General features: G+C 70.8%; 10 protein-coding genes. 5 read left to right on the forward strand and 5 right to left on the reverse strand.

What is annotated here, in order from left to right; all coding sequences use genetic code 11:
• Positions 1-30: 30 nt before the first annotated feature.
• Both lpdA and ACIBEI_RS28945 read right to left on the reverse strand, forming a co-directional pair.
• Positions 31-1,419, reverse strand: a complete 1,389-nt coding sequence (lpdA, locus tag ACIBEI_RS28940; RefSeq protein WP_398893176.1) for a dihydrolipoyl dehydrogenase — start codon at positions 1,417-1,419, stop codon at positions 31-33.
• A gap of 307 nt (positions 1,420-1,726) precedes the next feature.
• Positions 1,727-3,277: a leucyl aminopeptidase gene (locus ACIBEI_RS28945; RefSeq protein WP_398893177.1), complete on the reverse strand. Its 1,551-nt coding sequence runs from the start codon at positions 3,275-3,277 to the stop codon at positions 1,727-1,729.
• A gap of 283 nt (positions 3,278-3,560) precedes the next feature.
• Here ACIBEI_RS28945 and ACIBEI_RS28950 point away from each other — a divergent pair, with 283 nt between their 5' ends.
• The 4 genes from ACIBEI_RS28950 (at position 3,561) to ACIBEI_RS28965 (ending at position 9,401) form a co-directional block, all read left to right on the forward strand.
• Entirely contained in the window at positions 3,561-5,603 is a 2,043-nt protein-coding gene (locus tag ACIBEI_RS28950) for a hypothetical protein (RefSeq protein ID WP_398893178.1), read from the forward strand.
• Between the two features lie 116 nt (positions 5,604-5,719).
• The gene (pelF, locus tag ACIBEI_RS28955) at positions 5,720-7,240 is read left to right on the forward strand and encodes a GT4 family glycosyltransferase PelF (protein WP_398893179.1); all 1,521 of its coding nucleotides are present in this window, start codon (positions 5,720-5,722) and stop codon (positions 7,238-7,240) included.
• On the forward strand, positions 7,237-8,760 hold the full coding sequence (locus ACIBEI_RS28960; RefSeq protein WP_398893180.1) for a hypothetical protein: 1,524 nt from the start codon (positions 7,237-7,239) through the stop codon (positions 8,758-8,760). The genes pelF and ACIBEI_RS28960 overlap by 4 nt, the downstream gene beginning before the upstream one ends.
• The gene (locus ACIBEI_RS28965; RefSeq protein WP_398893181.1) at positions 8,757-9,401 is read left to right on the forward strand and encodes a spherulation-specific family 4 protein; all 645 of its coding nucleotides are present in this window, start codon (positions 8,757-8,759) and stop codon (positions 9,399-9,401) included. Before ACIBEI_RS28960 ends, ACIBEI_RS28965 begins: the two co-directional genes overlap by 4 nt.
• Positions 9,402-9,703: 302 nt before the next feature.
• Here the strand turns inward: ACIBEI_RS28965 and ACIBEI_RS28970 are convergent, their stop codons facing one another.
• Positions 9,704-10,507, reverse strand: a complete 804-nt coding sequence (locus tag ACIBEI_RS28970; protein ID WP_398893182.1) for an adenosylcobinamide-GDP ribazoletransferase — start codon at positions 10,505-10,507, stop codon at positions 9,704-9,706.
• A 60-nt stretch (positions 10,508-10,567) separates the two neighbouring features.
• Between ACIBEI_RS28970 and ACIBEI_RS28975 the strand changes: the two genes are divergently transcribed.
• On the forward strand, positions 10,568-11,335 hold the full coding sequence (locus ACIBEI_RS28975) for a hypothetical protein (RefSeq protein WP_398893183.1): 768 nt from the start codon (positions 10,568-10,570) through the stop codon (positions 11,333-11,335).
• On the opposite strand, the gene ACIBEI_RS28980 is transcribed toward ACIBEI_RS28975, so the two are convergent.
• Together ACIBEI_RS28980 and ACIBEI_RS28985 are read right to left on the reverse strand one after the other, a co-directional pair.
• Positions 11,272-11,973, reverse strand: a complete 702-nt coding sequence (locus tag ACIBEI_RS28980) for a hypothetical protein (protein ID WP_398893184.1) — start codon at positions 11,971-11,973, stop codon at positions 11,272-11,274. The genes ACIBEI_RS28975 and ACIBEI_RS28980 overlap by 64 nt on opposite strands.
• Positions 11,974-12,033: 60 nt before the next feature.
• Entirely contained in the window at positions 12,034-13,863 is a 1,830-nt protein-coding gene (locus ACIBEI_RS28985; RefSeq protein WP_398893185.1) for a phosphatidylglycerol lysyltransferase domain-containing protein, read from the reverse strand.
• Positions 13,864-14,018: the final 155 nt, after the last annotated feature.

A 14,018-nucleotide genomic window follows, 5' to 3' on the forward strand; every position in this document is an offset into this window, starting at 1 on the left:
TCGTCGCGTCGTGAGTTGACCGAGGGTCGGTCAGTCGTGCGAGTGCAGCGGCTTGCCGGCCAGGGCGAGGTGGGCCTCGCCCATCGCCTCGTTCTGGGTCGGGTGGGCGTGGATGAGCTGCGCGACCTCGGCCGGCAGCGCCTCCCAGTTGTAGATCAGCTGGGCCTCGCCCACCTGCTCGCCCATGCGGTCGCCGACCATGTGGACGCCGACCACGGCACCGTCCTTGACCTGGACGAGCTTGATCTCGCCCGCGGTCTTGAGAATCTTGCTCTTGCCGTTGCCCGCGAGGTTGTACTTCAGAGCGACGACCTTGTCCGCGCCGTAGATCTCCTTGGCCTTGGCCTCGGTGATGCCCACGGAGGCGACCTCGGGGTGGCAGTACGTCACCCGCGGCACGCCGTCGTAGTCGATCGGAACGGTCTTCAGGCCGGCCAGACGCTCCGCCACCAGGATGCCCTCGGCGAAGCCGACGTGCGCGAGCTGGAGCGTCGGGACCAGGTCACCGACGGCGGAGATGGTCGGGACGTTCGTGCGCATGTACTCGTCGACGAGGACGTAGCCGCGGTCCATCGCGACGCCCTGCTCCTCGTAGCCGAGACCGGCGGAGACCGGCCCGCGGCCGATGGCGACCAGGAGGATCTCGGCCTCGAAGGTCTTGCCGTCGGCGAGGGTCACGCGGACGCCGTCCTGCGTGTACTCGGCCTTCTCGAAGAACGTGCCGAGGTTGAACTTGATGCCGCGCTTGCGGAAGGCGCGCTCAAGAAGCTTGGAGCTGTTCTCGTCCTCCACCGGCACGAGGTGCTTGAGACCCTCGATGACCGTGACGTCGGTGCCGAAGGACTTCCACGCCGAGGCGAACTCGACGCCGATGACGCCGCCGCCCAGCACGATCGCGGACTGCGGGACGCGGTCCAGCTTCAGCGCGTGGTCCGAGGAGACGATGCGGTTGCCGTCGATCTCCAGGCCCGGCAGCGACTTCGGCACGGAGCCGGTCGCGAGGAGCACGTGACGGCCCTGGACGCGCTGGCCGTTGACGTCCACGGAGGTCGGGGACGACAGACGTCCCTCACCCTCGATGTACGTCACCTTGCGCGAGGCCACGAGGCCCTGAAGGCCCTTGTACAGGCCGCTGATCACGTCGTCCTTGTACTTGTGGACGGCGTTGATGTCGATGCCCTGGAAAGTCGTCAGGACGCCGTACTGGTCCGCCTCGCGTGCCTGGTCGGCGATCTCGCCGGCATGCAGCAGGGCCTTGGTGGGAATGCAGCCGTTGTGCAGGCAGGTGCCGCCGAGCTTGTTCTTCTCGATCAGGGCGACGTCCAGGCCCAGCTGCGCTCCGCGCAGGGCCGCGGCGTAGCCGCCGCTACCACCGCCGAGGATCACTAGGTCGAAAACGGTGCTGGCGTCGTTCGCCACGTCACGTCCTCCATGCATGTGCGCCGTACGCCGGTCTGCGTCGACCGGGCGGCGGCTGGTGTCCGGCCGCTCTTTCTTCGGCCCTGAGGTGGGCCCTGTCCTGCCGAGAACCCATCTTCGCACCTGTCGGCGCCGAGCGGGACGCCGGGCCGGGCAGTGAGACGTCTGATCGATCACACGGCAGTGCGTTTGCTGCGGGCCCGCGCCCCTTCAGGGGCGCCCCGAAGGGGCGCGGGGAACTGCGCGACCAGCCACACCCGACCCGCACCCGCCGTACGGCGAGTGGAACCGAGCTATCGGGCGGGCGTCAGCCCAAATCCCCGGCAGCCGTCAGCTCGGCAAGCCGAACCAACGTACGCACAGCAGACCCCGTACCCCCCTTGGGCGTGTACCCGAACGGCCCCTGCTCGTTGAAGGCAGGCCCGGCGATATCGAGGTGCGCCCACGTGATCCCCTCGCCCACGAACTCCTTGAGAAAGAGTCCGGCGACCAGTCCGCCGCCATACCGCTCGCCCATGTTGGCGATGTCAGCGGTGGGGGAGTCCATCCCCTTCTTCAGGTGGTCCGGCAGCGGCATCGGCCACGCCGCCTCGCCGACCTCCTCGGCGGCCTCGTACACCGCCGTACGGAACGAGTCGTCGTTCGCCATGACGCCGAACGTCCGGTTGCCCAGCGCCAGCATCATCGCGCCGGTCAGCGTCGCCACGTCGACGATCGCGTCCGGGGTCTCCTCGGAGGCCTTGGCGAGCGCGTCGGCGAGGACGAGCCGGCCCTCGGCGTCGGTGTTGAGGACCTCGACGGTCTTGCCGCTGTACATGCGCAGCACGTCACCGGGGCGGGTCGCGGAACCGGAGGGCATGTTCTCGGCCAGCGCGAGCCAGCCGGTCACGTTGACCTCAAGACCCAGGCGCGAGGCGGCGACGACCGCGGCGAACACGGCGGCGGCGCCGCTCATGTCGCACTTCATCGTCTCGTTGTGCCCGGCCGGCTTCAGCGAGATGCCGCCCGAGTCGTAGGTGATGCCCTTGCCGACGAAGGCGAGGTGCTTCTTCGCCTTGGAGGAGGTGTACGACAGCTTCACCAGCCGGGGCGCGGACGCGGAACCGGCGCCGACGCCGAGGATGCCGCCGTAGCCGCCCTTCTCCAGGGCCTTCTCGTCGAGCACCTGCACCTTGATGCCGTGTTCCTTGGCCGCGGCCTGCGCGACGGCCGCGAAGGCCTCCGGGTTCAGGTCGTTCGGCGGGGTGTTGATGAGGTCACGGGCGCGGTTCAGCTCCTCGGACACGGCCGTGGCGCGCTCGACGGCCGCCTTGAACGCCTTGTCGCGGGGCTTGCCGCCGAGCAGCGTGACCTCGGCGAGCGGGGCCTTGCCGTTCTTGGCGTCCTTCCCACCGTCGTTGCTCCTGCCGTTCTCCTTGTAGACGTCGAAGGAGTACGCGCCGAGCAGCGCGCCCTCGCCGACGGCGCCCGCGTCGGCGGCGTCCTCGATCGGCAGGGCGAAAGCGGCCTTCTTCGAACCGGCGAGGGCACGCGCGGCGACACCGGCCGCCCGGCGCAGGGTCTCCCCGGAGAAGGACCCGTCCTTCTCCGGCAGAGCACCGAGACCGACCGCCAGCACGAGCGGTGCCTTGAAGCCGGACGGAGCCGGCAGCTTCGTCACCTCGCCCTCGCCGCCCGAGGCGCCGAGGGTCTCCAGAACGCCGGCGAGCCTGCCGTCGTACGCCTTGTCCACGGCCTCGGCGCCCGGTGCCACGACCAGGTCCCCGGACTTGGGCCCGGTGCCCTTGGCGACACCGACGACGATGGCGTCGACCCGCTGGCCGGGCGCCGCGGCGGTGCTGAGAGTGAGAGCAGTCACGGTGGTGAAATCTCGCTTCCATTGAGTTGCTGTGGGCCGTCAGGGGTGAGGTCGGCCGGGGCGGTGGAGTCCCGGGCACGAGCCTACGCGCGGTGTCGCGTTTCGCTCATTCCAGCGGTCGTTCATCCCTGAGTGGTGGCCTGGCCACTTATCACCCCTCACTTCTGTGACCTGAGACACACTCCTGCTGTTTGCGATGAGTAACCCACTCGTCGCTTTGCATGATTTCCACGGATCCTCCTCGAAACGACCATCAGGGGATCTTGTGGGGGGAGGGGCGAACATGGCGCAGAGAGCGCACGGATGGAGAAACGCGGCCGCTGTCATGGCGGCCGCCGGTCTGCTGAGCCTGGGGCTGGGAGCCCCCGGGGCCTCGGCGGCGGAAGAGCCGCGCATCGATCTGAAGGTGCTCGTCGTCGACAACGGCGACAGTCCCGTCGAAGCCATCACGGAGGAACTGAAGACCACCGGCATCCCGTACACGACCGTCGACCTGAACGACTCCGGCCGCCCGACGATCACCGAGGCGTTCCTGAGCGAACCGGCTGACGGGTCCGGCGGCACACCGCGCGCCAAGTACCAGGGCGTCGTGCTGCCCAACGAGGCACCGTTCGGGTCCGGTTCGGCCGAACAGACGGCCCTGGAGGCCTACGAGAGGACCTTCGGCATCCCCCAGGTCGACGCCTACACCTGGGCGCACCCCGGGGTCGGCCTCGACTACACGGACGCGGGCGGCTGGGCCGGAACCCTCGACGGCCGCGAGGCGGCGGTCACCACGGCGGGCGGGGCGGGCTATTTCGGCTACCTCGACGGGCCCCTCACATTCGAGGACAACTCGCCCTCCATTCAGGAGAGTTACGGCTACGTGGCCCGGCCGCGCGCGGGCTTCACCAGCTACGTAGACACCGCCGTGCCCGGCGGGACCGGCCGCGGCAGCCTGGTCGGCGAGTACGCGCACGACGGACGTCGCGAACTCGTCGTGACCTTCGCCTACAACCACTACCAGCAGCAGTTCCGCGTCCTTGCCCGTGGCATTGTCGAATGGCTGACTCAGGGCGTACACCTGGGGCAGAACAGGAACTATTTTTCTGTCCATGTCGATGATGTGTTCGCACCCGACAGCCGCTGGGACACCGAACGCAACTGCACACCCGGCGACTTCGACTGCGTGGGCGGTGACGGTGAGGGCACCACGCCGATCCGGATGACCGCGGCCGACGCGGTGTACGCCGCCCAGTGGCAGCGGGACAGCGGTTTCACCCTCGACATGGTCTACAACGCCGGGGCAGGGGAGGAGTGGAAGAGCGAGAACGGCAACGTCGACGCGCTGACCGACCAACTCCTCGCCGACAAGGGCGAGTACCGCTGGGTCAACCACACCTACACGCACCCCTTCCTCGGCTGCGTCCAGGACACCAGCACCGTGCCGTGGAGCTGCGCGAAGAACGCCGACGGCTCGACCCAGTACATGAGCCGCGCCGACATCTCGGCGGAGATCAGCGCCAACAACCTGTGGGCGGCGAGCCACGGACTGCCCGTCGACAGCAGCGAGTTGGTCACCGGTGAGCACTCGGGCCTGAAGACCCTGCCGCAGCAGCCGGACGACAACCCGAACCTCGCGGGCGCCCTCGCGGACAACGGTGTCGACTGGACTGCCTCCGACAACTCCCGTGAACCGCAGCAGCGTTCGGTGGGCAGCACCCTGACCGTGCCCCGCTACCCGATGAACGTGTACTACAACGTCGGCACGGCCGAGGAGATCACCGACGAGTACAACTGGATCTACACCTCGAAGGCCGACGGCGGCAGCGGCATCTGCGAGAACAACCCCACGTCGACCTGTCTCGACGACCCGCTCGACACGGCGACCGGCTTCGAGTCGTACATCCTCCCGCAGGAGGCCCGCACCGCCCTCGGCCACGCCGTGGGCAACGACCCGCGCCCGCACTACGTGCACCAGTCCAACCTGGCCGAGGACCGGCTGCTCTACCCGGTCCTGGACAAGGTGCTCGCCGACTACCGCGCGCTCTACGCCGACAACGCCCCGCTGGAGAACCCCCGGCAGAGCGCCATCGGCACCGAACTGAAGCGCCGCGCCGCCTGGCAGGAGGCCGTCGCCGACGGTGACGTCACCGCGTACCGCGTCGGGACGACCGTCACCGTCAACGCCCCGTCCGGGACACAGATCCCGGTGACCGCACCCGAAGGGACACTCAAGCAACTCCTGCTCGGCACCACCGCGTTCGGGACGCCGTACGCGGGAGAGCGCTCGGCCTGGACCACGCCGGAGCTTCTGCAAGACGCTCTCACGTTGAAACTGCCGTAGAGCGGCGCCCCGAAGGGGCGCGGGGAACTGCGCGACCAGCCACGACGGGTCCGCAGTCGGGGTGCGGCGCGCGGTTCCCCATACAGCATCCGCATACAGGGGGGAGCAGCGCAGCGATGAGCACAGGCCGTCATGTCACCATGCTCACGGAGGGCACGTATCCACTGGTCCACGGCGGGGTCAGCACCTGGTGCGACCAGCTCGTGAAGGGGATGCCCGAAGTCGAGTTCAACGTCGTCTCGCTCGCCGGCAACGGTCGTGAACCCGTGACCTGGGAGCTGCCGGGCAACGTCTACCAGCACACGTCCGTACCGCTGTGGGGCACGCTGCAGGGTTCCCGGCGCGCACCGCGCGGCCCGGCCCGACGCCGCTTCATCGACACCTACGAGCGGTTCCTGCTGTCCTTCCTGGACCCCGAGGCGCACTGCGACTTCGGCGAGGCCTTCTACGAACTCGCCCAACTCGCCCGTGACGGACGGCTGTCGGCCGCCCTGCGCACCGAGGCCGCGCTGCGCTCGCTGATGTGGATCTGGACCATGCCGCATCTCCAGATCGCCCAGGCGTGCCCCACCGTGCACGACGCGCTGACCGCCACCGACCTGCTGGAGCACGCGCTGCGCCCGCTGGGCGTCCGGCTGCCCGAGAACTCCGTCTCGCACGCCACCGGCAGCGGTCTGGCCACCCTTCCCGCCCTGGCCGCACGGCAGTTGGACGGCATCCCGTTCCTGCTCACCGAACACGGCATCTATCTGCGCGAGCGCTACCTCGGCTACCGCAGCGACGCACAGCGCTGGCCCGTCAAGGCCCTGATGCTCGGCTTCTACCGCGAGCTCAACACCCTCGGCTACCAGGCGGCCGACCTGATCACCCCGTGCAACCAGTACAACCGCCGCTGGGAGGAGCGCGGCGGCGCCGACCCCGACAAGATCCGTACCGTCTACAACGGCGTCGACCCCGCCGCATTCCCGCACGCCGGACCCGAGCCGGACGTGCCCACGCTCACCTGGTGCGGTCGCGTCGACCCGATCAAGGATCTCGAAACGCTGCTACGCGCGTATGCCATGGTGCGCGCCGAACTCCCCGAGACCAGGCTGCGGTTGTTCGGCCCGGTGCCGCCCGGCGGAGAGGCGTACAAGACCCGGCTGGAGAAGCTCGCCGCCGAACTCGGCGTCACGGACGGGCTCACCTTCGAGGGCCGGATCAGCGAGGTGTGGCGGGCCTATGCGGCCGGGCACGTCGTGATGCTCTCCTCCATCTCGGAGGGCTTCCCCTTCTCGATCATCGAGGCCATGTCGTGCGGCCGGACCACGGTCTCCACCGACGTGGGCGGTGTCAGCGAGGCCGTCGGCGACACCGGGCTCGTGGTGCCGCCGCGCGAGCCCGAGAAGATGGCCGCCGCCGCGCTCGTCCTGCTGCGGGACGACGAACGACGCCTGGAACTGGGCCAGTTGTCCCGCCAGCGCGTCATCGAGCGCTTCACGCTCCGCCGCTCCGTGGACGCCTTCCGGACGATCTACCAGGAACTCGCGGGCCTGCCCGAGGTGTACGAGCCCACGCTGGAGACCGTCGCCGACTGGACCCTCGAACTGCGCGACCCCTGGTACCAGGCCGTCGCGACGGACGGGACCGGCTGGTGAGCGGATCGATCCGGATGCCGCCCGGCTCGCGGCCCGACACCCTGCCCTATGTGCCGCGCCAACGCCGTCCCAGCTGGGCGGAGCCCGACCCGGTGGACGAACTCGCCAAGCGGCTGGAGGAGTTCATAGCCGCCGCCGTCCACCCGGACGAGATAGCCGCGCTCCTGGAGTCCGACGGCATGTCGGACGACCAGATCCGCGAGAAGTACGGCTGCAAGGACTCCTTCTCGCTCGCCGAGGAGCTGTACGAGCGGGTCGAGCGCCGCCATCCCGAACCCTCGGGACCGGCCCACGACCCTTGGCAGATAGGCCTGTTGGGCTGCCTGTTGAGAGGAGTCGTCTTCGCCCTCCCCGGCCTCGGCTACGTCCTCGGAGCCCCCCTCCTCGCGGGCCCGCAGGACGGCCTCGGGCTCCCCGCGGGTACGATCCCGCTGCTGGCCGGCGCCCTCTGCGGCTGGACCTGGAACCAGGGGCTCGCCCACCGGGCCTACTCCTGGCTGGGGTTGGGCGACAAGGCGGCCTCCCGCCGCTCGCTCCTCGTCGGGGCACCCATGGGCGCGCTGCTCGGCTCGCTCGTCGCACTCGCCGTCGCCCCCGGCCACCTCGGCGCGGTCGCCTTCGCCGCCGGCCAGTCCTGTTACCTCGCGGCCGCCACCGTACTGCTGGTGATGGGCCGCGAACGGGCCCTGCTGGCCGCCCTGTTGCCCATGGCGGCCGGTGCCCTGCTGGCGATGGCCCAGCCGGTCCCCGAGGCCGCGAGACTGGCCCTGCTGCTCGGCTCGCTCGGTATCGTCGGCGCCCTCGCCGCGATCGAAGTCGCCCCGGCCGTACGGCAGTCGGGGGACGGGACCCGGATCGGCTGGTCCGCCGGGTTCGCGGCCCTCTTGCCCTTCGGCGGCGCCCAGGAGACCAAACGGCCGCGCAGCGCCTCGCCCTGGCTCGCCGGCTCCCTGCCGTACGCCTTCTTCGGCCTCGGCAGCGGTGTCCTCGTCGTGTTCGTGGCGCTCGGCGACGTGCTGGCCGACGGGTCGTCGACCGCAGCGGTCGCCGCCCCGGCCGCCGTGGCACTCACGCTGAGCATGGGGCCCGCCGAGTGGCTGCTCTACCGGTTCCGCAGCGGAAGCCTCGCCGGACTGCGCTCCAGCAGCACCTCACGCGAGTTCTGGCGCACCACCGCGGGCACCCTCGTCAAATGCCTCAGCGCCTACCTCGCCGCGCTGTTCCTGCTCAGCCTCGCCACCGCCGCGCTCTGGCCGCACGCGCCCGGCCTGAGCGGTGTACGCCTGACGGCCCTGCTGCTGCTCGGCGTCGTCCTCTGGACCGGTCTGCTGCTCCAGTCGTTCGGCGCCGTCCTGAGCGCCGCCGTGGTCTGCTGCGCCGCGGGGCTCGCCCAGGCCGGGGCGCTCCTCGTGGACGGGGTGAGCCCGCACCTGGTCGGCCTCGTCGTGTACGGCGCCGCCGCCGCGGTGCTGGCGACCCTGGTCTGTTGGCAACTGGGAAGGGCAACGGCCCACAGATGAGCACCCTCCTCGTCCCGTACTACGAGCACCCGTCCGTCCGCCCCGCCGAATGGGAGGCGATCGTCGAGGCCGCGCCCCGCCTCTACGGGGTCGTGCTGAACCCGTCCAGCGGGCCCGGCGAACGCCCCGACGCGGCCTTCGCCGAGATCGCCGAGCGACTGCGGGGGAGGGACGTCCGGGTACTCGGGTACGCCGACACCGACTACGGCCGCAGGCCGCGCACGGAGGTCGTCCGGGACCTCTCGCGGTACCGAGACTGGTACGGCGTGGACGGCGCCTTCCTCGACCAAGTCACCTCGGGGCTGGGCGACTTCGGCTACTACCAGCGGCTCGCCACGTCCGCGTGGGGGGCGGGGTGCACGACCCTCGCCCTCAACCACGGGGCGCCGCCGCATCCCTCGTACGCCCGCCTCGCCGATGTCCTCGTCACGTTCGAGGGCACGTGGGAGACCTACCGCAGCCTCCGTCCGGCCCCCTTCGCGGTCGGCCGCACTCGCCAGTGCCACCTGGTCCACGGCGTTCCACCGGGCGCCCCCGTGGGCGACCTGGCCCGCGCGCGCGGTGCCACGGTCCACTGCGCGGTCCCGGGCGAGGGGGCCCACCCTTGGGGCACGCTGCCGCATGCCTTGCAGGCGGGCTGAGTTCTTCGCCCGCGGGTGGGCGGGGGCTGGCCGCGCAGTTCCCCGCGCCCCTGGGTGGGTGGGGGTTTCGGTGGTTCGCGACGTGCAGGTCGTCCGTGGCTGAGCGCGCAGTTCCCCGCGCCCCTAAAAGCGGGCTGCGCCCCTGCTTTTGTCTTTTAGGGGCGCGGGGAACTGCGCGCTCAGCCCAAACGAACCCGCACCCAACACACAACGCCGAACCCCACCCACCCAGGGGCGCGGGGAACTGCGCGAACAACCCCCACCGGGCCGCACTGTCACTCACCACACACCCCCGGGAGCCCTCACCACAAAGCGAGCACCACCAGCGCCGCCGTGGCGGCAGTTTCGGCCAATCCTCCGAACACGTCCCCAGTAACCCCGCCGAACCGGCGAACACAGTGCCGCAGCAGCAGCTCGGCGAACCCGCACGCGGCGACCACGGCGGCCACCCCCAGCACGAGCCCGTACGACCCGAAGAACAGCCCCACCCCCGCCGCGAGGGCGACCACACCGACCCCCACCAGCACAGCCCCCCGCAGGGGCACCGTGCCGGCGACCGCCGCACCCAGCCCCTCGGGCCGAGCCGGCGGCACGCCCACCCGCGCGGCCAGCGTGAGCGCGAGCCGGGCCGCGACCGCCGACACGACGGTCGCGAAAGCCCCCCACGCCCAAGAAGCGCCGTAGGCCTCCGCGAGCGCCGCCACCTGGGCGAACAGCACGAACACAAGGGTGATGACACCGAACGGCCCGATGTCCGACTGCTTCATGACGCGCAGCGCGTCCTCCGCCGGCTTGCCGCTGCCCAGCCCGTCGGCGGTGTCGGCGAGCCCGTCGAGATGGAGGCCGCGCGTCAGGGCGGCAGGCACGGCGGCGGAGGCCACGGCCGCGAGCAGCGGCCCCACGCCGAGGACCAGCAGGAACAGGCCGAGCGCCGCGGAGGCGAGACCGACAACCAGCCCGGCGACGGGCGCGCACAGCATCCCGGCCCGCGCGGCACCGCGGTCCCACCGCGTCACCTCGACCGGCAGCACGGTGAGCGTGCCGAAGGCGAAACGGAGGCCGTCGGGCCAGGAGGTCCCGGGAGTTTCGGGCGGGGGCGTGGACACCGGCGCAGGTTACCCGGCGGCCCGGGAGCCGCCCACGGCAGCCGCGGATAAAGTGCGCACATGGGGCATTGGTGGACACGGAACATCACCGAACCGGGAAAGCTGCCGCTGCTGCTGGCGCTCTCCTCCTTCGTACTGACCTTTGTGATCACCCGGATCGTCGTCCGGATGATCCGCGCGGGCAAGGGCCCCTTCGGCAACGTGGAGGCCGGCGGTGTCCACATCCACCACGTGGTCCCCGGAGTCGTCCTGACCGTGGTCGGCGGCTTCGGCGCGGTGGCGAGCGGCAGGCACGGCTTCGGCTCGGCCGCGTTCGCCGTGGTGTTCGGCGTCGGCGCGGGTCTTGTACTGGACGAGTTCGCGCTGATCATGCATCTCGACGACGTCTACTGGAGCGAGGAGGGCCGCAAGAGCGTCGAGGTCGTGGTGGTCACGGCGGCCCTGGTGGGCCTGATGCTCAGCGGCTTCCTGCCGTTCGGCGTCAACGACCTCACCGAGGACGAACTCCAGGACCGCGCGGGCGTCATCGTGAGCATCGGGCTGAACTTCCTCATCTCGCTGCTGGCCCTGAGCAAGGGCAAAGCACGTATGGCGATCTTCGGTGTGATTGTCCCGCTCGTCGCCCTGATCGGCGCGATCCGCCTCGCCCGCCCCGGCTCGCCGTGGGCCAAGCGCTTCTACCGCAGACGGCACCGGGCCCGGGCCAAGGCCCAGCTGCGGGCCTACCGCCACGACCGCCGCTGGGCTGGGCCCCGCCGCAAGGTTCAGGACTGGATCGGCGGCAAACCGGACCCGGAGCCCGCCCGGTCCCTGCCCGGCGGCCGGTGACGCAGCTCGGAGATCCCGCACAGCACCAGCACGGCCGCGATCGCGGCCAGATGCTCCCTGCCCGCCAGGTTCTCCTTGAGCATCACCTCCACCACCATCGCCGCGACGACCACTCCCGCGGTGACGTACGCCCGATACCGCCAACAGAGGAAGACCGCGAGCCCGACCACGGCCGCCGACGGCCCGGTGTCCACGACCAGCGAGTCCGAGGCGGGCAGCCCCAGAAGGCCGTGCGGGCCCAGCGCGATGCCCACGCGCGCGTAGAGGGTGCCGGCCAGCGTGGCGACGTACGCGATGACGAGCGTGCGCCACCAGCCCAGACAGATCTCGGCGATCCCGAACACGAGCAGGATCTGCGCGAGCGCACCCCACACGGGCAGGTCCAGGGCCGGTACGAAGAGGGAGAGCGGGGTGCGCAGAAGGGCGAGCCAGAGCGGGTCCTCGGCGCGGACGGCACCGATGTCCTGGACGAACCGGTAGCCCCACGACTGGTTCTGCGCGTACTGCGCGAGCGCCGTCAGGCACACCGCTGCGACGGTCATGGGGATCGCCCGCAGGCGCCGCTCGACGAGACCCGCGCGTACGTCCGCGTACAGCGGGCCCCATTCGGCGCGGGCCAGCCGGGCGAGGGTGCTCATGGGCGGGCGCCGCTCTGTTCGCGCGTGCTCATGGGCGGGTGACTACCGGGCCGTGCGTACTCATCTGTGCGACTCCAGGTGCTTGCGGTGCAGCCACTTCGGCAGTCCCGGCGCCTCCAGGAACCCCTCCGCGCGGGCCGCGGCGATGCCGATGCGCGGCAGGTCACCGCTCTTCTCGAAGAGCAGGAACCGCGGTTCCCAGATGGGCCGGTACTTGGCGTTGGCGCGGTACAGCGACTCGATCTGCCACCAGCGCGAGAAGAAGCTGAGCAGTGACCTCCACAGCCGCAGTACCGGGCCCGCGCCGAGACGCGCGCCACGTTCGAAGACGGATCGGAACATCGCGAAGTTGAGAGAGACCTGCGTGATCCCGATCTCGGGGGCCCGCTGGAGGAGCTGGATGACCATGAACTCCATCAGCCCGTTCTCGGAGTCCCGGTCCCGCCGCATGAGGTCGAGGGAGAGCCCGTGCGGCCCCCAGGGCACGAAGGAAAGCACCGCTCTCAACTCGTCCGCGCCTTCCCCCGCCCGGCTGTTCGTGCATTCGAGCATCACGCACCGGCCGTCGCCCGGATCCCCGAGCCGCCCCAGCGCCATGCTGAAGCCCCGCTCGGTCGCCCCGTCCCGCCAGTCGTCGGCCCGCTTCAGCAGGTACGCCATCTCGTCGGCCGGGATGTCCTCGTGGCGCCGGATGCGGACCTGGTGGCCCGCGCGCTGGACGCGGTTGTAGGCCTGGCGGACGGTCCGCATGGCCCGCCCGTCGAGCGTGAACTCCGCCGTCTCGACGATCGCCTCGTCGCCGAGCTCCAGCGCGTCGAGGCCATGGCGTGCGTAGATGGTCCCCGCCTCCTCGCTCGCGCCCATCACCGCCGGGATCCAGCCGTGGGCGCGCGCCTCGGCGAGCCAGGGGTCGATGGCGCCGGGCCATGCCTCGGGATCGCCGATCGGGTCGCCGGAGGCCAGCGAGACACCGCTCACGACGCGGTAGACAACGGCCGCCTTGCCGGTCGGTGACCACACCACGCTCTTCTCGCGGCGCAGCGCGAAGTAGCCGAGCGAGTCGCGGTCGCCGTTCCGGTCGAGCAGCGCCCGCAGCCGTTCCTCGTCGCCCTCGGTGAGCGGGTCGACGGCGCGGCGGGAACGGAAGGCCGCGTAGAAGACGGCCAGGACCAGCAGGGTGCTGAGCACGTTGATGGCGACGTTCGCCCAGTTGGGAGTGGTGATCCCGGGGAAGCGGGCGTCGTCGGCGGCGACCGAGATCAGCCGCAGGGTGCCGTAGCGCCAGCGGTCGGCGAAGGTCGAACGATGGGCGTCGTCCGCGTCGTTCGTGACGGTCACCAGGAGCGTGGCGAGCAGCGAGCAGAGCAGCAGTCCGCCGACCGCGACGGCCGCCGCCAGCTTCGGGTTCGAGCGGTCGCCCTTCGCGTAGAACTCGCGTCGGCCGGTGACGAGGGACGCCACGAAGGCGGCCGTGAGGCCGAGGGAGATCCAGTTCTGCGGGTACTGACGGATCTCCGGAAACACCATCGCGAAGGCGAGCAGCAACAGGAACAGCCCGCTGAGTACGAGGTTGAGGATCCAGGCGGCTCGTTTGCGGCGACGCATCGTGATCGCCAGGAACATCGTGAACGCACCCGACGCGAAGCCTGCCGTCAGGAGGTACGGGGTGAAGTAGTTCTCGGTGTTGTGGCGGCGCACGTCCTGGCCGAGCGAGACCCAGACGGCGCTCAGGAAGTTGAGGAACGCGACGAGGCGGAGGTACCAGACGGCGAATGCGGCTGCTCGCCGGGAGGCGGGGGTGGTCGGGCGGGTGCCGTCGCCTGTGCGGGCGGGGGCCCGCGTTGGCTCCGGAGCCGGGTTCTGCTTGACGGCGATTCGGGCGCTTCCCATGAAACGGGATCATATGGGGCGCTGTTGTGTATGGGCGCCTACTGGGTGGGGTGGTTGCGTTGGGGGGGCGGGTGCGGGTGAGTGGGGGGGGGGGGGGGGGGGGGGGGCGGGGGCCCGGACCAGCCGCGGGTGACCCCCCCCCAGAACGAGCCGAG

This window comes from Streptomyces sp. NPDC050988 (assembly GCF_044456225.1).
Taxonomy (GTDB): Bacteria; Actinomycetota; Actinomycetes; order Streptomycetales; family Streptomycetaceae; genus Streptomyces.